Origin of the sequence: Salinicola sp. LHM (assembly GCF_034479735.1) — a bacterium.
Lineage (GTDB): Bacteria > Pseudomonadota > Gammaproteobacteria > Pseudomonadales > Halomonadaceae > Salinicola > Salinicola salarius.
In genome coordinates this window covers 55,256-80,135 of record NZ_CP140261.1, presented here as the reverse complement: position 1 = coordinate 80,135, position 24,880 = coordinate 55,256, and the positions used below count along the sequence as shown (strand labels likewise).

Genomic DNA, 24,880 nt, shown 5'->3' with positions numbered 1-24,880 from the left:
TCGCGGCTTGATGAAATTCGTCAAAGTCCGAGGCGCGGCGAATAACCTTTGACTGGCAGCATTAAGCCAGAATAAATATAACGCCCCATTTTCGGGTGGTTTTAAGCGCAGCGAAAAGTGAGATCAAAACGTGAGCTTTTTAATTTTGCTTTGAATAGTGCTTATCGAACTCTTTCTGAATGTTTGGGTTATAAAATATCTTCTTCCCACCATTTGGGTTTTTCGGGTTCAGAAGCCGCTCATACGCATACTTCTTGTTCCCTTCCAGTTTTTTTCTGATTTCGTGATATTTTGCATTCATCTTAAAATCAGAATACCGTTTGGACAAGCGCGTGCTCAGGATGTCATAGTCCCACGGGTACTTATCCGAAAAGTCTTCTTCTGATAGATAAACCGCGGTGGCACTTGGATCATTAGTGACCTGGACAGGTAAACCAGAGATGCTCTTAACCTTCTGAAATTTCACATCAATTCTCAGGGTTAGGTTGTAATCGCCAACATCTTCACTGCTGTCGTATCCTTCCTCTGACTTTCTTATATACTCTAAAACTTTTCGTTCATTCGAATTTAGCGAAACACCGGGAGCTTCAGTAAAATTCCTGAAGAATGATAGGGGCATGAGGTAAAAGTTATATCTTGATAGAACATCTCCAAACCAAGTAGATACAAGATGAAGATAGTTCTGCAGTGATGCACTACCTAGTTCTTGAATTTTCAGAGATAATAGTAGGTCGTCATTCACGAAATGTATTGAATTATCCCTAATTTCAGTCAGCGCGACCAGGTTGTCATATACTGCCTTGTTTATCTTTACGCCATAGTCCTCGGTCGCGATCCGATGGGCTTCATAGAGATTAATTGAAAGAGGGTTTCCTGAGCGATTATATTTTGGTCTTTTTACGGTGGATTTTTTCCCGCTTTTTAACGTTCTGTACTCCATCGCGTAAAGCGAGGCCACTTTATTACTGGCCAAGTTAAGAACTTTTGCTTTTAACAGTAACTCCCAAGAATTAATACATAGAACAGAAAATGTCTCCTCGCGGTACTTGAAGTCCGGCTTATTGTAGATTTCTATTGCAGACAACATAGCCGCGATAGATTTTTCAAGCATCAATCGAGATCGTGACTTCATAGAGCTACCTTGGCTAAATTAACGCCCCAAAACCCAGGCGCAGCTTTGCTGCGTCCAAGTGATTTGTAATGTTAGAAATTCACTTTAGTGATATCACCTACCTCCAAACCTGTAAAAACCACACCATCATCAACCAATAACTTTTTGGGCTCAAATTCAAATGGATTGACGCCTGCCATAATGAGTTCTTGGATCTTGCATTTTTGTGAAGCTTCCAGACTATCCCACCATACTGGAGATATAAACGTATTCTCCGAAACACCAAAGAAAAACCGAATTAGCGCACTAAAAAGGCCATCACTATCTATAGCCAGAAAGGTGTTAATAAACCCTAAAACCTTACTTGATTCTTTTAGCCAACTAAATACCACATAACCCTTACCATCACTGGAAAACGAGTTGAATACTAAGGACTCGGCTGGAACACTTAAATCTCCTAAGTCTTGAATTAGATTGCCTTCAAAATCAGAAACAGGAGATACGATGGATGAGACGGCAACCGGGACGGGTGATTTAGCTCTCACTATCAAATGACTAAAGTTACTTCTCGTTTTACCAAGAAATTGTTCATCCAGTTTCCTTTTGAGTTCAGACAGTTCTTTTTGTGCCGCTTCTACTCCTGACTGGTTACTCGCAGCAAAGTTCTGAATAAATAGTTGATCTATAGGATGTCTACCTTTGTCTCCACCCTTAAGTAATTGTGAGGTTAAAAAGCTTCCTTCTTTTGCATATAGTTCTTTTGCCACAGATCTGTACATTAACGCGTGTAGCTGCCGTTCCGATCCACAAAACTCTTGATCTTCAATGCACGAAAACAACTCTTTATCATGCTTCGCACAAAACCCTGAAAAAGTTGAAGCTTGGTTAATTCCAATTCTTTCTGGTATAAGCCTTCCTTCATGCTTAAAAAAATTGGCAAGATCAATTTTGAGACCCAGCACATGATTAGTAGAGTCAGCTATCTCCTTTAAGCTTCCACTCTTAGAGATAGTGTGTGCATTAATAATTTTTTTATCACACTCACCTTTTAACTCATCAGGAACATAACAGCACTTCCTTGAGCCTATTTTTTTGGATTCTCCAATAGCTTCACCCTTGCTAAGGGGCTGCTCCTTTTCTCGACCATAATGGCAGTATTTAAATTTCTTTTTTGACCCGCACCAGCATTTCTCATTACGACCGATTTTCATGTATTCTCTATACTCGTCTATTCTATCAGCAAGCACTATGCATAATCTTATTTCCTGACAGGTATTAGACAGCGCGCCCGTTTATTGACTTTAACGCGCACGCGCGTTTAATAGTGATATTGCGCATGGAAGCAGACCATCAACCTATTGAGTTTGCTCGCCATCAAGGATGGCTCGGCAACATCACGGCGATCACCCGGCATGCTACATACCCTTAATGAGCGTGCTTCCTGCCTTTGTCGCCCTTGCTACTTTGGTGGGAACCAGTCAGCCTTCTCAAGCCCTGTCAGGAATAACTTTCGTATCAATTTGCCACACTTCGTTTCATTTCTCTATTCAATGCCCCCCGCCTTTCGTCGAGTGGACTGCAAAACGCATCATTCCGCATCACTTTATGGGCTCCGAAATCGCCCTACTATCCCAGTAGTGGCGCGGTTCGCAGCCCCTTGCAACGCTGCATCAAAACCGACCCATTTAGCGCGCAGGCGGGGCGGGGAGTCGACAGCGCGCCGGGAGGAAGCAAGGCCATGGAGAGGCAGGCGGTGGCCACAGGGTGTCCGTTGGCTACTCGGCTCGTTGAATGGTCAAGGCGACGTGCCGTCTCTCTACTCACTCTCTACTCACTCGCTGCCGTCGAGTGAGCTTCTCGAGCCTGGCGGAAGTCTTCCGCGTGCTCGAAGATCCAGAGCCACATAGGGATGATCTTCAAGAGAAATTCCTCCCCCAGCCGAGTCAGCTCGTAATCGACTCGTGGTGGAACTTCCTCGTAATCCTGGCGAAGAATCAGCCCATCGCGCTCGAGCTGCCGCAGCGTTCTCGTTAGCATCCGCTGAGTGACACCATCGAGCCGTCGGCGAAGCTCGGCGTGTCTCAACCGCCCTCCCTCCTTGAGCGCGTGGATCACCCCAAAAGCCCAGCGGTTGCCGGCGTGGGTTAGCACCTCTCTTTCAGCCAGTCGTCCTCGTCTTCCAACGCGTCGCAGAGCACCCGGGAGCGAGTGAGAAGGTCATTTTCGTCTTTCGGTATCACTGATGTACCTACTTATGCGGGGAATCCTGACGTTGCTGTGGATCGAAATCGTCATGTTGTGATTGACGGGAAGTCGGTATTTCCATGGAAGAAGTCGAGGAGCGCACTGGCCGGCACTTCCTCAGCTATATGATGGCCACGACCGATTGGGCATCGAACTCGCACCCGAGCTCGTAAAACCGAAATAATAAAGCCCCGACGGAGCGAGGCTTTGAAAAGATTAGGCAGCGACGCCGCTCATCAGGCTTTCATAGGGGATACGCAGCCCCTCATGCAACCGCTTGATCATTCTGAGGCTGAGTTGACGCTTCCGGTTCAAAACTTCGGAGACACGGCCGCTCGAACCGATGTAGGCCTCGAGATCACGCTGGGTTAGCCCCTGTTGTTCCATCCGGAACTTGATGGCTTCGACCGGATCGGATGGCCCAATCGGGTAGTGCTCGTTCTCGTATTTCTCGATGAGAATGGACAGAACCTCGATCTCATCGGCCTCCGGCGTGCCATCGGCCGCGTCCCACAGCTCATCGAGGCGAGTAAAAGCGGCCTGAAGATCTGCATCGTTGTGAATAGGCTGAATGTTCATTACACAGTCTCCGCATCGACTAGATCGTATTGGGCGTGAGTTCCAACGAAGCGCACCCATGCGATCTGTTGCGAGTACCGGATCGAGACGATGACCCGATATTTGTTGCCACCGATATTGAATACGGCCCGCCCGTATTTGAGGATACTGGCCGTGCCGATATCGGCTTTGAGTTCTTGGGGCGTGGTCCACGATGCTCTAAGCATCATGTTGTACCACTCGGTAAGCGGCGTTTCGGCGGAGTCATGGCCCTGTTCCCAGAACGCCCGCAGTGTACTTTTTGCGATGACTCTCATCGAACCTCCCAATATGGGAGAAATATAGCGTCTCGAGTTTTCCGAGTCAATATTTTGACTGCTTGCGTATCTACGTGAGCCCCCGGCCTCGGTAGGTTTGCCACCAGAGGGCCTCGCATGTCTGGCGGTGCCTGATAGACATAAAGACTCATCGACAGCACAGCCTGCCGGTTATGACTACGAAGTTTCACGCCGAGCGAAGTCCACGATATTTACGTTAGTGACGAGCGTGGCCACACCGGCCACAAAGCGCCCTTCATCCAATCAATTTGAGCTCGAGGACGTGGCGAATGCGTTCGCCATCCCATTCGTAGCCCAAATGCCGGCCCTGCCGCGTGGCGGACATGACTGGCGGGCGTAGCACCGCCGCGCACTCGCCACCAGGATCGCGCACGCTGGGATAGACGATGCCGTCCCCGCTGGCTTCCCAGACTTGCCGGCCGAGCGCTTGCCCTGCGCTCCAATCATCGGGATCTAATAGGGATGTGGCGCTTGGCTCGCCACGCAGGTCATGCAACGTGCCTACTAGGTCCGAGAGATAGACGCGCTGCTGAATTTGCATGGGTGGTTCGCTGGAGTCGCGCAGAAATCGTTCGGCATGATAGCGCGTCTCGGCGATGGCGGTGGCTTCACTCAGAGCGCAGTAGTAGACCCCGAACGCACCATCGCTGAAACGCGAGCCTTGACCGGTGAAGTGGCAAAAAGCCGCCATGACGGGCGTCCAGCCTGGGCCGTAACGACGATCCTCCTTCCGGACCATGTGAATGGCGCCGGCTTCCTCTCGCAACCGGGCGGAGGTCTGCCCTTCCAGCAGATTGAGGAGACCCCAATCGCCGGGAGCAGCCACGCGCTCGAACAGATCGATAGGCGGAAACCGGGAAGGTACGACGCGATAGCTTGGACGCCACTGCACCGCCGAGAGGGGAAACGTCATGCGTGGCTGCCACCACGTACGGCATCGAGATACTGACGCACCACGTAGAGATCGGACACCAGTCCGCTACGCAGTCGCTCGAGAGGCGCTTGCCCGGAGAACAGTGGGTTGCTATTCGGTCGGCGCAGCCAGCTGTCCGCCGCGTCGCTGCGCGGCAAAAGGATCTGCAACGCCTTGTAGATCCCCAGGATCAGCGACATGCGCTCTAGCTGGTTCACGTCCAAAGCGGCCTTGTCGGGTTGCTTCTGCCAGCGGCGGTAAGTCGAGCCCGGCACGCCCAGCAGTAACGCGGCCTCCTGCTCCTTCAACTGCCAATCTCGGGCGATGTTGGGATAGGTCCGCATGGCTGCGGCGCTCATGTCCTGGCGTTGGTCGTGTGACATCTGGCTGATGACCATACCTCCTCCTCTTGCCGTATGGCGATATTTCGTCATTATCCGCCATATGGTATGGCGCTGCCACCCTGCCGGGCTCCGTCCGCGCTCGCCACCAATGCGTAGCAGGCGTCGCCGATGACATCAGCCTTGCGGTAGGTGGCGAGTCAAGAATGCATTCCAGAAGATGCCAAACAAGAAAAAGCCGCCGTCCGATGAGTATCGAACGGCGGCTTTCCGGGGATTCTGGCGCGCCCAGCAGGATTCGAACCTGCGACCCCTGCCTTCGGAGGGCAGTACTCTATCCAGCTGAGCTATGGGCGCGCGATGACATGCGTCGTGCCGAAGCGGCGATGACCGGGGTGGCCGGGGAGCTGCCGCAAACAGCGCGGCCATCCTAACCGCTTGGCCATTGGCTGTCCAGCCATGCTCCACTCGGCTGGCGTGTCGGCTTTCGCCATGCAGGAGTGCGATTATACTGGGAAGGCGACGACACAAGAAACGAACGACACGACCGACGACGAGGACGACATGCGCTTGAGATTTTCTCTGCCGTTAACGGCAATCCTGCTGGCCTCGAGTCTGACAGCACCGGCACAGGCCGCCGACGGTGAAGCCATCTTCGAAGACAATTGTGCCGGTTGCCACGACGGCGGTGGCGCGCCGCAGATCGGCGACAACGACGCCTGGCAATCACGGATCGACGAAGGCATGGATGAGCTGTATGCCAATGCGATCAACGGCGTCGGCGGTATGCCGGCCAAGGGTGGCAACGCGGATCTCACTAATGGCGAGGTCAAGGCAGCCGTCGACTACATCGTCGATGAAAGCGAGTGACGGCATGACCGAGGCACCGCTCCAGACGCGTGAGTGGCAGCAGCGCCTGCTGGCAACACGTGATCATCTGCGCGAACGGGCGCCGCTCGTGCATTGCTTGACCAATCAGGTCACCGTCAATTTCGTCGCCAACGCGCTGCTGGCGGCGGGAGCCTCTCCGGCGATGACCGATCATCCTGAGGAAGCCGGAGACCTGGCCGCAGCAGCGGACGCCGTGCTGATCAATCTGGGTACACCCAATACGGATAGCCTGACCGCGATGCGACGAGCGAGCCAGGCCGCCAACGAGGCCGGGAGGCCCTGGGTGCTCGATCCGGTCGGGGCAGCGGCACTGCCGTTGCGGCGAGAGGTGAGTCACGAACTGATGGCGCAACACCCGGCCGTGATTCGTGGCAATGCGTCGGAGATCATGGCACTGGCCGAGGCCGATACGCGAGGCCGCGGGGTCGATACGCAGCATGAATCCCGGGATGCACTCTCCGCTGCTGACGATCTGCTGAAGCGAACGGAGGGCATCGCCATTTCCGGACAGGTCGATCGCTTGCTGGGACGTTTAGCCGATGCCCGCAATCCCGTGACGATCAGCCTTGCCGGCGGGAGCGCGTGGCAGCCGCGGGTGACGGGAACCGGCTGCGCCCTGGGGGCACTGATCGCCGCCTATCTGGCCGTTGCCGATACGCCGCTGGACGCGATGATCTGTGCCCATGCACACGCCGCCGCCGCAGCCGAACAGGCAGAGCGAACGGCGCGTGGTCCGGGCAGTTTTGCCGTGGCGTGGTTGGACGCGCTGGATAGCGTCGACTTGGCGGGCTTTTTCTCGGATCGCCTGAGGCTAGATTGCTAGCATCGCTGCGCTAGCGCCCACAACAGAGCTTGCTGCTGGAGGGAGCGGGCTGCGCCGACCTTTGCGAATCACGCGGCTTGTCGAGGCAGTGCTGCATTTCCCGTGAAGGTGCCGCGCAACCGGCATCGCCGACAACGCGCGCCGGCACGCCAACCGCCGTGGTATGAGGCGGCACCGTCTTCAGTACCACCGATCCGGCGCCGATACGGGCGCCTTCACCGATCTCGATATTGCCGAGCACCTTGGCGCCGGCGCCGATCAACACGCCTCGCCGAATCTTGGGGTGGCGATCCCCCGCTTCTTTCCCCGTTCCGCCGAGCGTGACGCCCTGCAGCAGTGAAACCTCATCCTCGATCACCGTGGTTTCACCGATGACGACCCCGGTCGCGTGATCGATGAAGACGCCATTGCCGATCCGCGCGGCGGGATGAATATCGGTCTGGAACACTTCGGAGCTGCGGCTCTGCAGGTAACGCGCCATCTGCCGACGCCCGGTCTGCCACAGCACATGCGCGAACCGATGCACCGTCAGCGCATGAAACCCCTTGAGATAGAGCAGCACCTCGGTGACCTGGCGAATCGCCGGATCGCGTTCGATCACGGCGGCGAGATCCTGCCCAATGCCATCGCTGATGGCAGGATCGCCGTCCAGCAGTTCGTCGAACAGCTTGATCAACTGATTGGCAGCCAGATCGGGATGCGCCAGGCGCTGGCCCAGTCGATAGGCCAGACCGGCACCCAGCGTCGAGCGGTTGAGCACCGCGCCCAGCATCAGTGGGGTCAGCAGCGGCTCCTGACGAGAGATCGTCATCGCCTCATCGCGGGCCTGTTGCCACAGCTCGGTGGTGTTCATCGGCATCTCTTGTTGGCGTGGATGGGCATCGAATGACTTCTAGCCTAGCAGCGATCGCAGGCCCGCGATCGCACTCTGGCCCCGCTCCTGTTTCTTCTCGGGGTTTTCCTTGTCGGCGCGACCTTCCCATTCGAGGTCGTCCGCCGGCAGCTCGTCCAAGAAGCGACTCGGGGTGCAGTCGAGCAGTTCGCCGTAGGCCTTGCGCTGGCGGGCGAGCGTCAGGGTCAACGTGCGCCGGGCACGGGTGATACCGACGTAGGCGAGTCGCCGCTCCTCCTCCACGGTGCCGGATTCGATGGAGTTACGGTGCGGCAGCAGCTCCTCTTCCAGCCCCATCAGATAGACGTGGGGAAACTCGAGGCCCTTGGAGGCGTGCATGGTCAGCAACTGGACCCGGTCGGAGTCGTCCTCTTCGGCCTGCTGCTCGAGAATGTCCCGCAGCACCAGCCGCGAAATGGCCGACTGCACATCGTCGGTTTCTTCGCTGGCTTCGCCGTCCTCGTCGTCGCGATGCATCGACTTTTCGAGCTGATCGATCAGCGTCCAGACGTTGGCCATGCGGCGCTCGGCAATGGTCGGTGCGCTGGCGTTCTGATAGAGCCAGGCTTCGTAATCCATGTCGCGGATCATCTCGCGAATCGCGGCGATGGCGTCGCCCTGGTCCATGCGCTTGCGCACGCCGTCGATGAAGTGAGCGAAGCACCCCAGCCTCTCGACGGCGCGGGTCGGCAGGACCTGCTCCAGGCCGAGCTCATGACAGGCAGCGAACATCGAGGCGCCGCGCTCGGTGGCGTAGTTGGCGAGTTTCTCCAGCGTGCCGGGGCCGATCTCGCGGCGCGGCACGTTGACGATGCGCAGGAAGGCGTTGTCGTCGTCAGGATTGATCAATAACCGCAGATAGGCCATCGAATCCTTGATCTCGTTGCGCGAGAAGAACGAGGTGCCCCCGGAAAGCTTGTAGGGAATCTGGTGGTGCTGCAGCTTGAGCTCCAGCAGCCGGGCCTGGAAGTTGCCGCGATAGAGCACGGCGAAGTCGCGCCATTCGGCGCGCTCCTTGATCCGGCGGGTCAGGATCTCGCCGGCAACGCGCTCGGCCTCGGCCTCTTCGTGGCGGTTGACCACCACGCGGATCGGATCGCCCTGACCCATGTCCGACCACAGCGTCTTCTCGTAGACGTGCGGGTTGTTGGCGATCAGGGTGTTGGCGGCGCGCAGAATCGTCGCCGTGGAGCGATAGTTCTGCTCCAGCTTGATCACGTTCAGCCGCGGGAAGTCCTCGCCCAGCGTTACCAGATTCTCCGGCCGCGCGCCGCGCCAGGCGTAGATCGACTGGTCGTCGTCGCCCACCACGGTGAAGGTGGCGCGCTCGTTCATCAGCATCTTGACCAGCTGATACTGGCTGACGTTGGTGTCCTGATACTCGTCGACCAGCATGTACTGGATGCGCTTGCGCCAGCGTGCCAGCGCCTCCGGGTCGGTCTGCAGCAGCACCACCGGCAGCATGATCAGGTCGTCGAAGTCGACCGCGTTGTAGGCCTTGAGATGACGGTTGTAGGCTTCGTAGATTCGTGCGGCGTACTGTTCGTCTTCGTCGGCGGCGTGGGAGATCGCCGGCCCCGGCAGCACCAGGTCGTTCTTCCACTGGGAGATTCGGTTCTGCACCGCGTTGATCTGCTCGGCGTCGGTGTCCGCTTCCTTCTGCATCAGGTCGCGCAGCAGCGCCTTGGCGTCCTCCGGATCGAACAGCGAGAACCCGGGACGGAAGCCGAGCGTCTTGAGCTCGCGGCGGATGATGTTGAGGCCGAGGTTGTGGAAGGTCGATACGGTCAGGCCGTGCCCTTCGCGGCCCTTGAGCATCTGCCCGACGCGTTCCTTCATCTCGCGCGCCGCCTTGTTGGTGAAGGTGACGGCGGCGATCTTGCGCGCGCTCATCCCGCACTCCTGGACCAGATAGGCGATCTTGGTGGTGATCACGCTGGTCTTGCCGGAACCGGCACCCGCCAGCACCAGACAAGGGCCGTCGATGAAGCGCACCGCTTCCTGCTGGCGCGGATTGAGCTTGGCGAGACGTTGGCGAATATCGGACATGAGGGCAGAATCGCAGAGAAAACAAAACGGAGAAGGAAGTGCTTCACCCGTTGACGAGCAAGATGAAACGCGAGGCGCGCAACGCACAGAAACCGGAGCATAGTAGGCTATGTGAGGATTTCGAGCATTGCGCAACAAAGCGTTTCGCGTGCGCAGTCACGAGTGAAGTATTTCCGGGAATGATACACCTCATGCAAATCATACGAGATGATTTACGCGGCCCCGAAATCGCCGCGTTGCTGGAATTCCATCTCAAGGACTTCGAGCCGCACTCGCCACCCGAAAGCCGCCATGCGCTGGACCTCGATGGGCTACGCCATCCGAACGTTCACTTCTACACCGCATGGGAGGATAACGAGTTGCTGGGCTGCGGCGCCTTCAAGCACCTCGATGAAAAGCACGCCGAGATCAAGTCGATGCGTACCGATCCGAGCCATCTACGCAAAGGCGTGGCGCGGGCGATACTCGCACACCTGATCGAGGAAGCGCGTGCCGCCGGCCTGCAGCGGCTGAGTCTGGAAACGGGGCCGATGGCGCATTTCGCTCCGGCCCGGACGCTTTACGAGGCGTTCGGATTCACCTACTGCGAGCCGTTCGGCAGTTACCGCGAAGATCCCTACAGCGTGTTCATGACGCGGGGGCTGCATAACTGACGCCTCGACGCCTAGAGATCCACCGCCCCGGCAAAATCCAGCTGCCGCCAGGCTTCATAGACGATGATCGCGCAGGCGTTGGAAAGATTGAGGCTGCGACTGTCAGGCAGCATGGGCAGGCGCAGACGCTGCGCGGGCGGCAGCGCCTCGAGCATCGACTGCGGCAGGCCACGGGTTTCCGGGCCGAAGACCAGCGCATCGCCTTCACGGTAGTGAACGTGGCTGTAGCCATGACGCCCCCGCGTGGAGACGGCAAAGACACGCTCTGGCCCTACCACTTCGAGAAACGCGGCCCAGTTGGCGTGGACCTGAACCCGCGCCCATTCGTGATAGTCGAGCCCGGCGCGTCGCAGGCGCTTGTCGTCGAGTTCGAAGGCCATCGGTTCGATGATGTGGAGACGAAAGCCTGTGTTGGCGCACAACCGGATGATGTTGCCGGTGTTGGGCGGAATCTCGGGTTCATAGAGCACGATATCAAGCATGGCGGCCGACTCGGAGGCGGGTAACTCTCGCATCATACGCAATCGGCGTCTTTCTCTATAGGGCCCCGAAGCCGGCTCTCGCTCCAGAGCCCCGAAGCCGGCTCTCGCTCCAGAGCCCCGAAGCCGGCTCTCAGGAAGAGACGCCGATTGTTTCAGCGCCCCGAAACCGACGCCAGGCGTAGCTCGTAGCTCGTAGCTCGTAGCTCGAATACCTTAAAACCCGACGCTGACGCCCAACACCGGCCCGCTATCCAGCGTATGGCCGTTGTCGTTGTCGAAGTCGGTACGCATGTAGCGATAGCCGCCATAGACGTAGGTATGCGAGATGATGTTGACCCGCGCCTGGGCGCCGTACTCATAGCTCTTGTCGATGTCGCCGTGGGCCAGCCCTTCCGGCGTGTAGAAGCCGTAGCCACCGATCGAGGTCAGCGGGATGGGCGTATCGACGAATGCGGAGCCGCCGAGCCCCAGACCGCCACCGTTGCCATAGTGGGTATCCTGATACTGGTAACGCCCACCCACGGAAAGGTCGATGCCCGGCAGCCACGGTGTGAACATCAGCGAACCCGAGTAGGCCTTGGCATTGTGACCGCTGTCATCGGTGTTCAGGTAGCCGACACCGGCCCGCAAGGTGGGGAAGATGGTCTGACTGGCTTCGACACCGAAGGATTCATCGCCGCCGTTGGCGGAAACACTCAGCGCCATCGCCTGCTGACTGGCGAACATGAAGGTCGCTGTGGCAAGGGCAAAGCCCCAGGGTTTGATCCTGCTGCGGTTGATCATGATGCGTCTCCCGAAATTGGCGCCAAATCGCATTGGACTAACGGCGTAAGCGTGGCATAATTTTCGAGTTTATCAAACGCTGTTTTTTAAACATTTTGTAACACGCCACGACGACGAGGCTGCGGCTAATCGTAGCAGGCGAGAGCCTCGGAACGCCCTGCCTCGTCACGGACTGCAGGATCAGCAGTCGCTGATGATGCCGTAGCGATCACGGTAGGCGCGGATCGCCTCGGCATGCTGGGCAATGGAAGCGCCATCTTCGCCGCTGCGGGGTTCGCGCGTTTCCAGATAGGCGAGCAGTTGGTCGAGGTTGACGATGCTCACAACCGGCATATGATACGTCGCTTCGACTTCCTGGATCGCGCTGTGCGGCTTCAGACCGTCGGCATCCTGGCCACGTTCCTGACGATCGAGCGCGATCACGACACCCGCGGCCTGGGCTCCGGCATCGTTGATGATCTGCATGACCTCGCGGATCGCCGTGCCGGCCGTGATGACGTCATCGATGATGAGGACCTTGCCGCGCAGTTCGGCACCCACGATATTGCCGCCCTCACCGTGAGTCTTGGCTTCCTTGCGGTTGAAGGCAAAGGGCATGTCGCGCTGGTGATGGTCGGCCAGAGCAACGGCTGCACTCGCCGCCAGCGGTATACCCTTGTAAGCTGGACCAAATAGTACATCGGCCTCGATACCGCTGTCGGCAATGGCGCTGGCATAGAAACGTCCGAGACGGGCCAGCGCACGGCCGGAACGGAATAGACCGGCATTGAAGAAATAGGGACTGACACGACCGGACTTGAGCGTGAATTCACCGAAGCGCAATACTCCTTCGGCGATCGCGAATTCGATGAACTCTTGCTGATACGGCTGAATCTCGACGCTCACCCCGGGGTCCCCCTATTGCCTCATGTTTCTTGAAGACTGCTCTCGTCCTGGCCTGACGCAGCGGTCATTTACCTAAACCTTTCAAGCTCGGGTATCATACACGCGCGACAAAGAAGGAACACTGTATGAAAATCGCCAGCATCAATGTGAACGGGATCCGAGAGGCCGTCGAGCGGGGCTTTCTCGACTGGCTGGCCGAACAGGATGCTGACGTCGTCTGCGTGCAGAACCTGAAGGCCAAGAGCTTCGAGCTCGATGACAGCATTCTCTATCCGGAAGGTTACGAAGGTTATTTCCTGGACGCCGAGCAGGATGGCTTCTCCGGGGTCGGGCTCTACTGTCGCAAGATCCCCAAGGCCATCATGTATGGTCTGGGTTTCGAGCAGTGCGACAACGAAGGGCGCTTCCTGCAGGCGGACTACGACCGCTTCAGCGTCGCGACCTTCCTGATGCCGAGCGGCGACGACGATCCGGCCGCCAAGCAGACGTTCATGACCCAGTATCTCGAGTACCTGAACAAGATGGCTCGCAAGCGTCGCGAGTACATCATCTGCGGCACCTGGCACATCGCGCACAAGACGCTCGATCTGGCCAACTGGACCGACAACCAGACGACGCCCGGCTTCAAGCCCGAAGAGCGCGCCTGGATGGATCAGGTATTCGGCCCGACCGGCTTCATCGATACCTTCCGCGAAGTCAACCGGGACGCCAACCAGTACACCTGGTGGCCCAGGCTCGATCAGGAAGTACCGCGTTCCCGCCAGGAAGGCTGGCGCCTCGACTATCAGGTCGTCGGCCCCAACTTCCGGCGCAACGTGAAAAACGCCTGGATCGATACCGACGCAACCTTCAGCGAGTTCGCCCCGCTGATCGTCGAGTACGATCTCGAGCTGTAATCGCCGCTCGACGCCGCACGCCAGCAGCCGTCAGCGATTCGCAACGAAAACACCCCGCCAGCCGGACATCGGATGGCGGGGTGTTTTTCGAGGCGGGCTGGATTCGGCTACAGATCCCCGAAGTGATGCTGCAACAGCGTCAGCGCCACCACCGGCGCGGTTTCGGTACGCAGAATGCGCGGGCCAAGGGTGAGCGGCTGGAAACCGCCGCGCCGGGCGGCCTCGACTTCGGCCTCGCTGAGCCCGCCTTCCGGGCCGATCAGCAGCGCAGCCGAATCGGCTGAATCCGTCTGTCGCCAGCTGTCGTCGGTGGCGGGATGCAGCACCAGCCTGAGGCTTTCGCCCCGTCCGACCAGCCATTGTGCCAGCGTCTGCGGCGGATGGATCGTCGGCACGCTGGCGCGCCCGCACTGCTCGCAGGCGCTGACTGCCACGCCCTGCCAATGGGCCAGCTTCTTGGCCTCGCGCTCGCCCTTGAGGCGCACGTCGCCATGTTCGACATAGAGCGGGGTGATTGCGGCCACGCCGAGTTCGACGGACTTCTGGATCGCGTAGTCCATGCGATCACCCTTGGAGATTGCCTGGCCCAGATGCACGCGCAACGGCGATTCCCCGCTACCTGCGCTCACCTGCTCGATGCGCGCGACGACTCGCTTGCGACCCACTTCGACCAGCGTCGCCTGCGCCTCGTGGCCGACACCATCGAACAGCGTCAGCGGCGCGCCTTCACGCAGCCTCAGCACCAGCGCCACGTGGCGAGCCGGCCCCTCCGGCAGAACGACATCGCCGCCAGCGACAAGGCTGACGGCGACATGAATACGCGGCTTGGCCATGGGCTTACTGCGTGGTTTCGCTGGCCTGGGCGGTGCGCTGCTTCTTCTGGGCGTACATCGCCTCGAAGTTGACCGGCGCCAGCATCAGCGGAGGGAAGCTGCCGCGGCCGACCAGGCTGTCGATGCATTCCCGGGCATAGGGAAACAGCACATTGGGGCAGAAGGCGCCCAGCGTGTGATCGAGCTGGTCGCCGGCGAGACCGGAAATGCGGAACAGGCCGGCCTGCTCGACCTCGACCAGAAACGCCGTCGCGCCGTCTTCGTTGTTGGAGACCTGCGCGGTCACCTTGACCACGACTTCGTACAGATCTTCACCCACCGATTGGCTGGTGGTGTCGAGATCCAGGCCGACCTTGGGCTTGAACGGCTGCTGGAACACGCCGGGCGCATTGGGCGATTCGAACGAGATGTCCTTCACGTAGATGCGCTGCAGGGAGAATTGCAACTGCGGCTTGTCCTGAGAACCCTGCTGATTGTTGTCTTCCGCCATGATGCGTTTCCTTTACGTTCCTGAATGACTAGCCAGACTGGTTGGCCGAAATGTCGTTGGGATGACTGGCCGGAGGCCCACGCGGCCAGGCCGACTCATTGCCGGGCCGGGATCAGCGCCGTACCACCGGCAGGCCGTCGGCCTGCCATTGGGCCATGCCGCCCTTGAGCTTGTAGACGCGCGAAAAGCCGGCCTGAGTGAGCTCGGTGACCGCGGCACCCGCCGCCTGGCCCTGCTTGCAGACCACGATGACCGGCGTGTCCTTGTACTTCTCGATCTGCGTCAGCCGTTCCTTGAGGCGCGCCTGGGGGACGTTCTTGGCGCCGGCGATGTGCCCGGCCTTGAACTCGCTGCTCTCGCGAATATCGATCACCACGCCATCTTCGCGGTTGATCAGCGAGGTGGCCTCGTTGGTGGAGACACCGGAGGCACCGCCACGCTTGGCCTCGAACGCCAGCCAGGCGAGGAGGACGACCAGGAAGGCGCTGACCAGCAGCGGATGGTTTTCGACGAATTCGAACAACTGATCGATCATGGGTCTGCCGACACTCTAATTCTGGGGCCAATGGGATCGCAAAACGCCGGCATGGCGTGCGACTCCGCCCTTGGCGCGTCTGCGTCAAACCGCGTCTTGCAATCCGGCATGGCGCCTTGGTTGCTCGGGACGCGAACGGCTGAAAATCCTGGCCCGTTAGGAGCCTGTCGGGCTTAGCACTGATCTGCTGCGAATTCCGGGCTTTTGGCCAACTTCATTCGATCGGATGCGTTAAATAGCGGGCTATTCGCCTTATCCGATCGATGAACTTGACTCAAAACCCGTTTTTCTCGCGACGATCGGCCAAGCCCGGCAGACTCCTGGCGGGCGCCGGCCATTATACACGAGGGCGTCGGTGAAACGAGGCAAGGACGGCGGGCGTGCCATTCCCGCCGGATGGCTGACCCGACCCGCCGGGTGCGCTATCCTCTGAAGCCTTGATTCCAGAATGACAGCATCGCGTCTCTCTGGTTCCAAACGCTAGGTTCCGACACGACTCCCGCCGTTCATCCGATTTTTCGAGGCTTGTCATGGCAGATACTTCCAGCATTCCGCGTCCCGTTGCGCTGTTGATTCTCGACGGCTATGGCCAGAACGACAACAGCGCCAACAACGCCGTTGCCGCCGCCGATACACCGGTCATGGATCGCCTCAAGCGCGATTATCCCAACACCCTGATTCATACCGACGGCCCTTACGTGGGCCTGCCCGACGGCCAGATGGGCAACTCCGAAGTCGGCCACATGAACATCGGCGCCGGGCGGATCGTCTATCAGGATTTCACCCGCATCACAAAGGCGATCAAAGACGACGAGCTGAAGACGATCGAAGCGCTGACCGCGCCGATCGACGACGCCGTCGCCAACGGCAAGGCCGTCCATCTGATGGGGCTGCTCTCCCCCGGTGGCGTACACAGCCACGAAGACCACCTGCTGGCAGTCGCCGAGCTGGCCGCCGCGCGCGGGGCCAAGCGAATCTACCTGCATGCCTTCACCGACGGTCGTGACACCGCACCCAAGAGCGCCGGTGCCTCGATCGAGCGCGCCAACGCCAGGCTGGCCGAACTAGTCGGCGCAGATAATGGTTTCGTCGCGTCGCTGGTGGGCCGCTACTTCGCCATGGACCGGGACAACCGCTGGGATCGTGTCGAGAAGGCTTACCGCGTGGTGCGCTTCGGCGAAGGCGAGCATGTCGCCGAAAGCGCCGAAGCCGGGCTGGCCGCGGCCTATGAGCGTGGCGAGACTGACGAGTTCGTCGGTGCCACCGCCGTACGACCCAACGGCGACAAGATCGTCATGGCCGATGGCGACGCCGCGTTGTTTCTCAACTTCCGCGCCGACCGCGCGCGCGAGCTGACCCGTGCATTCGTCAATCCGGACTTCGACGGTTTCGATCGCGGTGAGCAGGTCAAGCTGGCCGGTAAAGGCCTGGTGACGCTGACCCATTACGCCGACGACATCGACGCGCCGGTCGCCTTCCCGCCCCGGGATCTGGTCAACACGCTGGGGGAAGTGGCCGCGAGCCACGGCCTGACCCAGCTGCGTATCGCCGAGACGGAGAAGTACGCCCACGTCACCTTCTTCTTCTCCGGCGGTCGCGAGGCCAAGTTCGAGGGCGAAGACCGGGCGCTGATCCAGTCGCCGAAGGACGTCAAGACCTACGACGAAAAGCCGGAGATGAGCGCCTTCGAACTGACCGACACGCTGGTCAAGGCGATCGAGGATGGCAAGTACGACCTGATCATCTGCAACTACGCCAACGGCGACATGGTCGGCCATACCGGCGATCTCGATGCCGCCACCAAGGCGATCGAGGCTGTCGATGTCTGCCTGGGCCGCGTCGTCGAGGCGATCCAGAAGGCCGGTGGCGAGTGCCTGGTCACCGCAGACCATGGCAATGCGGAGATGATGGTCGACCCTGAAACCGGCAATCCGCATACGGCGCACACCACGTTCATGGTGCCGCTTGTCTATGTTTGCAAAAATCAGGTTTGTCAAAATCAGGCCGGCCGCAACAAGTCCGTCAGGCTCAAGCCGGACGGGCGGCTCTGCGACCTGGCGCCGACACTGCTGCACATGCTGCATCAGCCCATCCCCGAAGAGATGACCGGTAACGTCCTGATCGATGATGCATGACGTCGGCGTACCGCACTTCATCCACCATGACAGGGTCCGCCAGACGTGAGTCGTCAGCGGGATGGGTCTGCTTTTCGGCGCGGGCCGGTCAACGGCGGCATCGTCTGTTTGCTGGTCGGCAGCCTGCTGCTGGCCGGCCCCGTTTTCGGCCAGGCCAACCCTCGGGAGGCCCGCGCCAGGCTGGATAGTCTGGCAACCGACATTCAGGCGCTGCAGGGCAAGCTGGAAGAGACCCAGGCTGCCCGCGGCGACGCCCAGGACGAGCTGGAACAGGTCGAAACGGCGATCGGCCAGACCCACAAGCGCCTGGATGCCCTTCGGACCGAACGCCGTCAGCTAGATGGCGAAGTCGACAAGCTTCAGCAGCAGCGTCAGTCGCTCGCCGCCGATCGCGAACAGCAGCGCGAGGCGCTGGCACGCCAGTTCGATGCGCTCTATCGCCTCGGCACCACACCCCAGCTGAAACTCCTGCTCAACCAGGACGATCCGGCCGAGGTCGATCGGCTGCAGCACTATCTCAATGCGCTGTCGTCGGCCCGCCAGCAGCGACTCGAAGAGCTCCGTTCGCTGAACCGGCAACTGGACGACAACCTGGCGGCACTCGATCAGCGCCGCTCGCGGCTGAGCGAAGTGCAGTCCGATCTCGAGCGCCAGCGCCAGCAACTGGCATCGAGCCTGAAGGAGCGCCAGGCGCTGGTCGCCAGGCTCGACGGGCGCTATGACAGCGAGCAGGCACGGCTCGAGGATCTCAACCAGGATCGCGCGCACGTCGAGCGCCTGCTGGATCGCATGCAGAAGGAGCTGGCCAACCTGAAGAAGCCGCCGCCTTCCACCGCTATCCGCAAGACACAGGGAGATCTGCCGTGGCCGGTGCAGGGATCGATGCTGTCGAGCTACGGCAGCGGCGATGGCGTGAACCGCAACGGCATCCTGATCGGCGCGCCGGCGGGAACCGCCATCAAGGCCGTGCATGCCGGCCGGGTGGTCTTTGCCAACTGGATGCGCGGTTTCGGCAACCTGCTGATTCTCGATCACGGCGATGGCATCCTGACGCTCTACGCGCACCTGCAGCAGATCGACGTCGACCCCGGCCAGCAGGTCGCCAACGGGCAGACCGTGGGCGCCGTCGGCAATACCGGTGGCCAATCGCGTCCGGCGCTCTATTTCGAGGTGCGCCAGAACGGCAACCCGATCAACCCCGGCAACTGGATCGGCAAAGGCTGATCGAGCGCTGGATCATCGACCCGGCGAAACGCTATGCTGGGTTATCAAACGCCGTTCCGTTCTCGGACCGGCTCGGTGTCGTCAGACGCTTTTCCATACGCCGCAGCCATCGGGTTCGGCGTGTCGAGATCGGCGCCGGCAACGCATCTATCCAGCTCGAGTCGCGGAGACTGCATGAATTCAAGCCGCCCGAACCCACGGCCTTTCGGTACAGGTCTGCTCGCCAAAAAGGCCTGCCCGACAGCACATCGCATGCCGAAGACGGTTTCCGCCCCCACGCTTCTCGGCTCGCTGCTGTTCACCCTGGTGCTGGCCATGGGCCTGGCTCCCGCCGCCCAGGCGCAGGACGTCGAGACCGACAACGCGTCCAGCCAGGCCGAGCAGGATGCCGCCAACGGCTTGCCGGTCGAGGACGTCCAGACCTTCGCCGAGGTCTTCGAGCGGATCAAGCGCACCTACGTGGAGCAGGTCGACGACAAGACGCTGCTGCGCAACGCCATGCGCGGGATGCTCAGCCAGCTCGACCCGCACTCCGAATATCTCGATGCCGACGCCTTCCAGAACCTGCGCGAGTCTACCGAGGGCGAGTTTAGCGGGGTCGGTATCGAGGTCGGCCTGCGTGACGACCAGCTCACCGTCATCGCCCCGATCGACGACACCCCCGCCGCCCGGGCCGGCGTTCAACCGGGTGATCGCATCGTGGCCATCGACGGCACTCCGACCAACAATCTGAGCCTGCAGGAAGCCGTGGACCTGATGCGCGGCGAGGCCGGCACCGATATCGAACTGTTGCTGCTGCGCGACGGCGAGCAGGAACCCCGCGACGTGACGCTGACGCGCGAATCGATCCAGTCCGAGAGCGTCTCCAGCCGACTGCTGGAGCCCGGCTACGGCTATCTGCGCATCAGCCAGTTCCAGAGCCGAACCGGCGAACAGACCCGCGAGGCGCTGGCGTCGCTGATGAAGTCCGGGCCACTCGAGGGCCTGGTGCTCGACCTGCGCAACAACCCCGGCGGCGTGCTTTCCAGCGCCGTCGACGTCGCCGACCAATTCCTCTCCAGCGGTCTGGTGGTCTACACCAAGGGCCGGCTGGCCGACGATGACATGCGATTCACCGCCCACGCCAAGACGACCGCTCCCGACGTGCCGCTGGTCGTGCTGATCAATGGCGGCAGCGCTTCCGCGGCGGAGATCGTCGCCGGTGCATTGCAGGATCAGGGCCGCGCCGTACTGATGGGAACGCGCAGCTTCGGCAAGGGGTCGGTACAGCAGGTCATGCCGCTCGGCAACGGGGACGGTCTCAAGCTCACCACTGCGCGCTACTACACGCCCAGCGGCCGTTCGATCCAGGCCGAGGGCATCGCTCCCGATGTCCGCGTGGTGCGCGGGCGGCTGGAGGTCGAAGAGAACAGCGGATTCCAGCTGCGGGAATCCAGCCTTCGCGGCCACCTGCTCAACGGCGATGCCGATCAGGTGTTGGACGATCCCGACACCCCGGTCGCCGCCGACGATTATCAGTTGGGCGAAGCGTTGAACCTGCTCAAGGCGTTGAACGTGGTGCAGCGGCCTCGATCGGGGCAAAGTGCCAAGAGCGGCGAAAGCGCCACCCCCTGAGCGGCGCCTCGAAATCAGACTGGAAAGACGCGAAACGGCTGCCTATCGGGCAGCCGTTTTGGTTCGACGGGTCACAGCTTAGAGGAGTCACAACTTCGGCGGGTCACGACAGGGGTCGATTACCGACACCGCTCGGGCAGGTCGCCATATTCGCCCAACGCCTGACGGATCAACAGCCGTTTGACCGGCATCAGCCGATCGACACCGGAAAGGCCCCAGTTGCGGGCGAGCCGCAGCGCCGGCTGGCGGCTACCGAACAGTCGCTGGAAGCCTTGCATGGCGGCGAGCATGGCCGCGTTGTCGTTGCGCCGGCGACGCTCGTAACGGGCCAGGATGCGCCTGTCCCCCGGCGGGGCGCCGCGATGCCGGGCGCGGATCCACTCCTCGGCGAGAACGGCAGCGTCCATCAGCCCGAGATTGACGCCCTGGCCCGCCAGCGGATGCAGGCTGTGGGCCGCATCGCCGACCAGCGCCAGACCATCGTCGATGTAGCGCTGGGCGTGACGCTGGGTAATCGGGAAATGGGGTGCGGCGTCGATGACCTCGACATCGCCCAGTCGCCCTCCCAACCCCTGCGCCAGCTCGACCCCCAAACGGGCTCGCCCTTCGTCGGTCTCGCCCAGCGCCGTCAGTCGCCGGGCCTCGCCGGGCGTGGTCGACCACACGATCGAGCAATGGTCGTCCCGCCCCTCGACGATCAGCGGCAGGAAGGCCAGCGGGCCGGTGGCGAGAAACGCCTGGCGAGCCACACCGCCATGGCCGACGCCGGTGCGCACCGTGGTGACCATGGCGGCCTGACCGGTATCGCGCTCACGAACCGGGATTCCCGCCATGCCGCGCAGCGGGGAGTTCGCGCCATCGGCTCCGACGATCAGCGGCGCCCGGCGCTGTTCGCCATTGTCCAGCGTGATCACGGCCTGCCCGGCATCGCGAACGTAGCCGGTCAACCGCACGTCCGACAGCCACTCCACGCTGGGCAACGCCTGCAGGCGCTGCGCCAGCGCCGCCAGCAATAGCTCGTTCTCGACGATATGCCCGAGCGCGTCGACACCCACGTCGTCGGCATCGAACCCGATCTCGCCGCTGCCCTCGGCATCCCAGACCTGCATGCCACGATAGGCCGCCACCCGTCGCGCAGCGAGCCAGGGCCAGACATCCAGCGACGTCAGCAGCCGCTGCGATGCGGCGGTCAGGGCGCTGACGCGTAATGCCGGCTTACCCCGTCCCAGGGTTTCGTCGACCTCGGGTGCGGGCGCGGCATCGACGATCGTCACCCGCCAGCCGGCGTCGCCCAGCAGCAGGGCCAGTGTCGAGCCGACGATGCCTCCACCGATGATGAGTACATCGCTGTCATCCATTACGCGTTTTCTCCTGTGTACTCGCATTGTCTAACCTGGCTCGCCTGTCTGATGTGGCTCGCATGCTTAACGCTCGATCCCCATCGCACGCCTCGCCAGCGTCCGGCGCAGCGGCCCCAGCGCATTGAGCCCGATCAGGCCCGCAGCACGCGCATGGCCCAGCGGCGCATGATCGATACCGAAGAGTCGGATCAGACCATCGCTGAAGCGCACGATCTGCCGGGTATCGGCCGCCCGCGCGGCCTCGAACTCTTCCAGCGTCTTTGGATCGCCGGCGGAACGACTTTCCGCCCGTGCCGATTCGATGGCGGCTGCCAGGTCCATGACGCCGCGCAGCGCCAGATTGAACCCCTGGCCGGCAACCGGGTGCAGAGCATGAGCCGCGTTGCCCAGTATGGCGAGATGCGGGCGGGTCGTCTCCCGTGCCGTGACCAGGGACAGCGGATAGCTGTGCCGCTGTCCTACACGGCGGAAGCGCCCCGCGCGGTCGCCGAACGTCTGCTGCAAACGCTCGAGGAACACGCGATCGGAGAGCGCCAGCGTCTTCTCCACCTCGCCTTGCCGATGGGTCCAGACCAGTTCCATCCGGCGGCCGGCGAGCGGCAGCAGCGCCATCGGCCCTTCCCGCGTGAAGCGCTCGAACGCCCAGCCATCGTGTGCCTGGCTGACTTCGATATTGGCGATCAGCGCGGTCTGTTCGTACGGATGATGCTCGCTCTCGATGCCCAGGCGCTCCTTGAAACCGCCACGACCGCCATCGGCCAGCACGGTCAGGCCGGCATGAATGATCTCGCCGGTATCGAGCGCGAGACGATAGCCGCCACGCTCGGCCTCGAGCGATTCGACACGTGCCGGACAATGCCAGTCGATCGGCAGTGACTCGAGACGCGCATGCAGCGTTCGCCCCATCCAGGCGTTGGGAATGACATAGCCCAGCGCCTCGACGCCGAGCTCGTCGGCATGGAGCCGGGTCGCGCCCAGGTGACCGCGCTCGCTGACATGGATATGCCGAATCGGCGCCGCTTCCATTGCCATCGCCGACCAGACCCCCAACCGCTCGAAGTGGCGCCGCGAACCGTAGGCGATCGCGCTGGCGCGGGCATCGAAACTGGGCTGGTAGGCATTGGCTTCGCCGGCGCTGGGCAGCGGCTGGGGTTCGATGATCGCGACACGCAACGGCGCCCGTCCACCCGCTCGCGCTCGTTCCGCCTCGATCAAGCCGCCCAGCGCACAGGCAAGGCTGGCACCCACAAGCCCGCCGCCGATGATCGCCACGTCGACCGTGGTTGCTTGCTGCGTTTGAGACATCTGTGCCAGCCTCTCCATTACGATTGGAAATTCAAAAGCCTCTAATCACGTGGCCTACAGGCCGGTTACACCGGTTACGTAATTTTCGAGACGCCCTCGAGACTGATCAAAAAACGATCAACCTTGGCCTTGCATCAGCGCTTCGATGTCATCCGCCGCCTTGGGTACCTGCGAGGTCAGCACCTCGCCGCCGGCCTCGGTGACGATCACGTCGTCCTCGATTCGAATGCCGATGCCGCGATACGCCGCCGGAATGTCTTCGGCATCAGGGATATACAGCCCAGGCTCGATCGTCAGCACCATGCCCGGCTCCAGCGGTCGAGGCTCGCCATCGACCCGATAGCTGCCGACGTCATGAACGTCGAGCCCCAGCCAGTGCGAGGTCGAGTGGAGATAGAAGCGCTTGTAACGCTGGGATTCGATGCAGGCTTCCAGCTCGCCTTCCAGCAGCCCGAGTTCGATCAGGCCCGCGGTGAGATCGCGCACCACGCCCTGATGAATGGCTTCCAGCGTGGCACCAGGCTTCACCGCGGCCACGGCACGCTCCTCGGCCGCCAGCACGATGTCGTAGAGCGCCCGCTGGGCCTCGCTGAAACGACCGTTGACCGGGAACGTGCGGGTGATGTCGCCAGCGTAGAGATCGAACTCGCCGCCGGCGTCGATCAGCACCAGATCGCCATCCTCGAGCGGCGCGGCGTTCTCGATATAGTGCAGCACGCAGGCGTTGGCACCGCCGCCGACGATGGTGCCGTAGGCGGGCGCCCGGGCGCCGTGCCAGACGAATTCGTGCTCGATCTCGGCCTGCAGTTGATACTCGAAGCGGCCGGGGCGACTGGCACACATGGCGCGACGGTGCGCCAGCGCGCTGATGTGTGCCGCATGCCGCATCAGCGCCAGTTCGGCCTCGCTCTTGGTCAGGCGGAGTTCGTGGATCAGGGCGCTGACATCGGCGAATCGAGTGGGAGCAATCGCTCCGCGCCGCGCTCGTGCGCTCAATTGGCTGCGCACGCTCTCGGCGATGCCCATGGCAGCGCTGTCCGCCAGCGGCAGGTAGAGGGTCTGCCGGCCGTCCAGCAGCTCGGTCAGGTTATAACGCTGGGTATTGTCGAATGCCTCGTCCATGCCGTAGTCGCTCACGGCACCTTCGGGGCCGATGCGAATGCCGGTCCAGGCCTCCTTTTCAGGATCCTTCTCCTGGCAGTAGAGAATGGCTTCGCCGGCTTCACGGCCGGGCAACAGCAGCAGCAGCGCGTCGGGCTCGGGAAAGCCGCAGAGATAGTGGAAATCGCTGTTCTGGCGAAACGGGTATTCGCTGTCGTGGTTGCGCGTCTTGAGCGCGGCGCCCGGCAGCAGCACGGCGCTGCTTTCCGGCAGCTCCGCCATCAGGCGTTCGCGGCGAGCGGCAAACTCTTCCGTCGAGATCGGCGCGGGGCGCGGTAACGGCTCGGGTAACATGCGTTCTCCTTGATCATTGCGCCTCGAATCCGCAGGAGACGCCTGGAGTGTGGGCGTTGTTCGACGTCG

Annotated in this window: 25 protein-coding genes and 1 tRNA gene; 7 read left to right on the top strand and 19 right to left on the bottom strand. The window is 61.1% G+C overall.

Annotation, left to right across the window (positions count from 1 at the left end; all coding sequences use genetic code 11):
- Positions 1-139: 139 nt before the first annotated feature.
- The 8 genes from R5R73_RS00365 to R5R73_RS00335 all read right to left on the bottom strand — a co-directional run bounded on the left by R5R73_RS00365 (position 140) and on the right by R5R73_RS00335 (position 5,862).
- Positions 140-1,111 carry a DUF3644 domain-containing protein gene (locus R5R73_RS00365; RefSeq protein ID WP_322528450.1) on the bottom strand — a complete coding sequence of 324 codons (972 nt, stop codon included), beginning with the start codon at positions 1,109-1,111 and terminating at the stop codon, positions 140-142.
- A 92-nt stretch (positions 1,112-1,203) separates the two neighbouring features.
- Positions 1,204-2,322: an SEC-C metal-binding domain-containing protein gene (locus R5R73_RS00360; protein ID WP_322528449.1), complete on the bottom strand. Its 1,119-nt coding sequence runs from the start codon at positions 2,320-2,322 to the stop codon at positions 1,204-1,206.
- A 616-nt stretch (positions 2,323-2,938) separates the two neighbouring features.
- The gene (locus R5R73_RS19245) at positions 2,939-3,226 is read right to left on the bottom strand and encodes a winged helix-turn-helix transcriptional regulator (RefSeq protein ID WP_416221229.1); all 288 of its coding nucleotides are present in this window, start codon (positions 3,224-3,226) and stop codon (positions 2,939-2,941) included.
- Positions 3,227-3,571: 345 nt separating this feature from the next.
- Positions 3,572-3,934, bottom strand: coding sequence for a helix-turn-helix domain-containing protein (locus tag R5R73_RS00355; protein WP_322528448.1), 363 nt, complete (start codon positions 3,932-3,934; stop codon positions 3,572-3,574).
- Positions 3,934-4,230 carry a type II toxin-antitoxin system HigB family toxin gene (locus R5R73_RS00350; RefSeq protein ID WP_322528447.1) on the bottom strand — a complete coding sequence of 99 codons (297 nt, stop codon included), beginning with the start codon at positions 4,228-4,230 and terminating at the stop codon, positions 3,934-3,936. The genes R5R73_RS00355 and R5R73_RS00350 overlap by 1 nt, the downstream gene beginning before the upstream one ends.
- Before the next feature lie 256 nt (positions 4,231-4,486).
- On the bottom strand, positions 4,487-5,164 hold the full coding sequence (locus R5R73_RS00345) for an RES family NAD+ phosphorylase (protein ID WP_322528446.1): 678 nt from the start codon (positions 5,162-5,164) through the stop codon (positions 4,487-4,489).
- Positions 5,161-5,562: an MbcA/ParS/Xre antitoxin family protein gene (locus tag R5R73_RS00340; protein ID WP_322528445.1), complete on the bottom strand. Its 402-nt coding sequence runs from the start codon at positions 5,560-5,562 to the stop codon at positions 5,161-5,163. Before R5R73_RS00340 ends, R5R73_RS00345 begins: the two co-directional genes overlap by 4 nt.
- 223 nt (positions 5,563-5,785) lie before the next feature.
- Positions 5,786-5,862: transfer RNA gene (locus tag R5R73_RS00335), tRNA-Arg, on the bottom strand.
- 207 nt (positions 5,863-6,069) lie between these two features.
- Here R5R73_RS00335 and R5R73_RS00330 point away from each other — a divergent pair.
- Positions 6,070-6,375 carry a c-type cytochrome gene (locus R5R73_RS00330; RefSeq protein WP_170835886.1) on the top strand — a complete coding sequence of 102 codons (306 nt, stop codon included), beginning with the start codon at positions 6,070-6,072 and terminating at the stop codon, positions 6,373-6,375.
- A gap of 4 nt (positions 6,376-6,379) precedes the next feature.
- A complete protein-coding gene (thiM, locus tag R5R73_RS00325) occupies positions 6,380-7,219 on the top strand; it encodes a hydroxyethylthiazole kinase (RefSeq protein ID WP_322528444.1) in 840 nt (279 codons plus the stop codon).
- Between the two features lie 10 nt (positions 7,220-7,229).
- Here thiM and cysE read toward each other — a convergent pair whose 3' ends face one another.
- Together cysE and rep are read right to left on the bottom strand one after the other, a co-directional pair.
- On the bottom strand, positions 7,230-8,072 hold the full coding sequence (gene cysE / locus R5R73_RS00320) for a serine O-acetyltransferase (RefSeq protein ID WP_071232400.1): 843 nt from the start codon (positions 8,070-8,072) through the stop codon (positions 7,230-7,232).
- A gap of 39 nt (positions 8,073-8,111) precedes the next feature.
- Complete coding sequence (gene rep, locus R5R73_RS00315) at positions 8,112-10,160, bottom strand: DNA helicase Rep (protein ID WP_322528443.1); 2,049 nt, start codon at positions 10,158-10,160, stop codon at positions 8,112-8,114.
- Between the two features lie 191 nt (positions 10,161-10,351).
- On the opposite strand from rep, the gene R5R73_RS00310 reads away from it, so the two are divergent.
- Complete coding sequence (locus tag R5R73_RS00310; protein WP_322528442.1) at positions 10,352-10,813, top strand: GNAT family N-acetyltransferase; 462 nt, start codon at positions 10,352-10,354, stop codon at positions 10,811-10,813.
- An 11-nt stretch (positions 10,814-10,824) separates the two neighbouring features.
- Here the strand turns inward: R5R73_RS00310 and trmL are convergent, their stop codons facing one another.
- From trmL to pyrE, 3 genes are all read right to left on the bottom strand, one after another.
- Positions 10,825-11,295, bottom strand: coding sequence for a tRNA (uridine(34)/cytosine(34)/5-carboxymethylaminomethyluridine(34)-2'-O)-methyltransferase TrmL (gene trmL, locus R5R73_RS00305; RefSeq protein WP_071232493.1), 471 nt, complete (start codon positions 11,293-11,295; stop codon positions 10,825-10,827).
- A gap of 213 nt (positions 11,296-11,508) precedes the next feature.
- Positions 11,509-12,078: a YfaZ family outer membrane protein gene (locus R5R73_RS00300; RefSeq protein ID WP_071232403.1), complete on the bottom strand. Its 570-nt coding sequence runs from the start codon at positions 12,076-12,078 to the stop codon at positions 11,509-11,511.
- Between the two features lie 180 nt (positions 12,079-12,258).
- Positions 12,259-12,963, bottom strand: a complete 705-nt coding sequence (pyrE, locus tag R5R73_RS00295) for an orotate phosphoribosyltransferase (RefSeq protein WP_071232404.1) — start codon at positions 12,961-12,963, stop codon at positions 12,259-12,261.
- A 125-nt stretch (positions 12,964-13,088) separates the two neighbouring features.
- Here pyrE and R5R73_RS00290 point away from each other — a divergent pair, with 125 nt between their 5' ends.
- A complete protein-coding gene (locus R5R73_RS00290; RefSeq protein ID WP_110634974.1) occupies positions 13,089-13,859 on the top strand; it encodes an exodeoxyribonuclease III in 771 nt (256 codons plus the stop codon).
- 107 nt (positions 13,860-13,966) lie between these two features.
- Here the strand turns inward: R5R73_RS00290 and R5R73_RS00285 are convergent, their stop codons facing one another.
- The 3 genes from R5R73_RS00285 to R5R73_RS00275 form a co-directional block, all read right to left on the bottom strand.
- A complete protein-coding gene (locus tag R5R73_RS00285) occupies positions 13,967-14,692 on the bottom strand; it encodes a 16S rRNA (uracil(1498)-N(3))-methyltransferase (protein WP_110634971.1) in 726 nt (241 codons plus the stop codon).
- 4 nt (positions 14,693-14,696) lie between these two features.
- Positions 14,697-15,182: a protein-export chaperone SecB gene (secB, locus tag R5R73_RS00280; protein WP_071232407.1), complete on the bottom strand. Its 486-nt coding sequence runs from the start codon at positions 15,180-15,182 to the stop codon at positions 14,697-14,699.
- A 112-nt stretch (positions 15,183-15,294) separates the two neighbouring features.
- Positions 15,295-15,717, bottom strand: coding sequence for a rhodanese-like domain-containing protein (locus R5R73_RS00275; RefSeq protein ID WP_071232408.1), 423 nt, complete (start codon positions 15,715-15,717; stop codon positions 15,295-15,297).
- A gap of 530 nt (positions 15,718-16,247) precedes the next feature.
- Here R5R73_RS00275 and gpmI point away from each other — a divergent pair.
- The 3 genes from gpmI to R5R73_RS00260 all read left to right on the top strand — a co-directional run bounded on the left by gpmI (position 16,248) and on the right by R5R73_RS00260 (position 20,690).
- On the top strand, positions 16,248-17,852 hold the full coding sequence (gpmI, locus tag R5R73_RS00270; RefSeq protein ID WP_322528441.1) for a 2,3-bisphosphoglycerate-independent phosphoglycerate mutase: 1,605 nt from the start codon (positions 16,248-16,250) through the stop codon (positions 17,850-17,852).
- 45 nt (positions 17,853-17,897) lie between these two features.
- Positions 17,898-19,076, top strand: a complete 1,179-nt coding sequence (locus R5R73_RS00265; protein WP_244179912.1) for a murein hydrolase activator EnvC family protein — start codon at positions 17,898-17,900, stop codon at positions 19,074-19,076.
- 252 nt (positions 19,077-19,328) lie between these two features.
- The gene (locus R5R73_RS00260; RefSeq protein WP_322528440.1) at positions 19,329-20,690 is read left to right on the top strand and encodes a S41 family peptidase; all 1,362 of its coding nucleotides are present in this window, start codon (positions 19,329-19,331) and stop codon (positions 20,688-20,690) included.
- 119 nt (positions 20,691-20,809) lie between these two features.
- On the opposite strand, the gene R5R73_RS00255 is transcribed toward R5R73_RS00260, so the two are convergent.
- The 3 genes from R5R73_RS00255 to pepP all read right to left on the bottom strand — a co-directional run bounded on the left by R5R73_RS00255 (position 20,810) and on the right by pepP (position 24,811).
- Complete coding sequence (locus R5R73_RS00255) at positions 20,810-22,048, bottom strand: UbiH/UbiF/VisC/COQ6 family ubiquinone biosynthesis hydroxylase (RefSeq protein ID WP_322528439.1); 1,239 nt, start codon at positions 22,046-22,048, stop codon at positions 20,810-20,812.
- 66 nt (positions 22,049-22,114) lie between these two features.
- Positions 22,115-23,356 (bottom strand): 2-octaprenyl-6-methoxyphenyl hydroxylase, encoded by a 1,242-nt coding sequence (gene ubiH / locus R5R73_RS00250; RefSeq protein WP_322528438.1) that lies wholly within the window; start codon positions 23,354-23,356, stop codon positions 22,115-22,117.
- Between the two features lie 117 nt (positions 23,357-23,473).
- On the bottom strand, positions 23,474-24,811 hold the full coding sequence (gene pepP, locus R5R73_RS00245; RefSeq protein ID WP_322528437.1) for a Xaa-Pro aminopeptidase: 1,338 nt from the start codon (positions 24,809-24,811) through the stop codon (positions 23,474-23,476).
- Between the last annotated feature and the right edge of the window lie 69 nt (positions 24,812-24,880).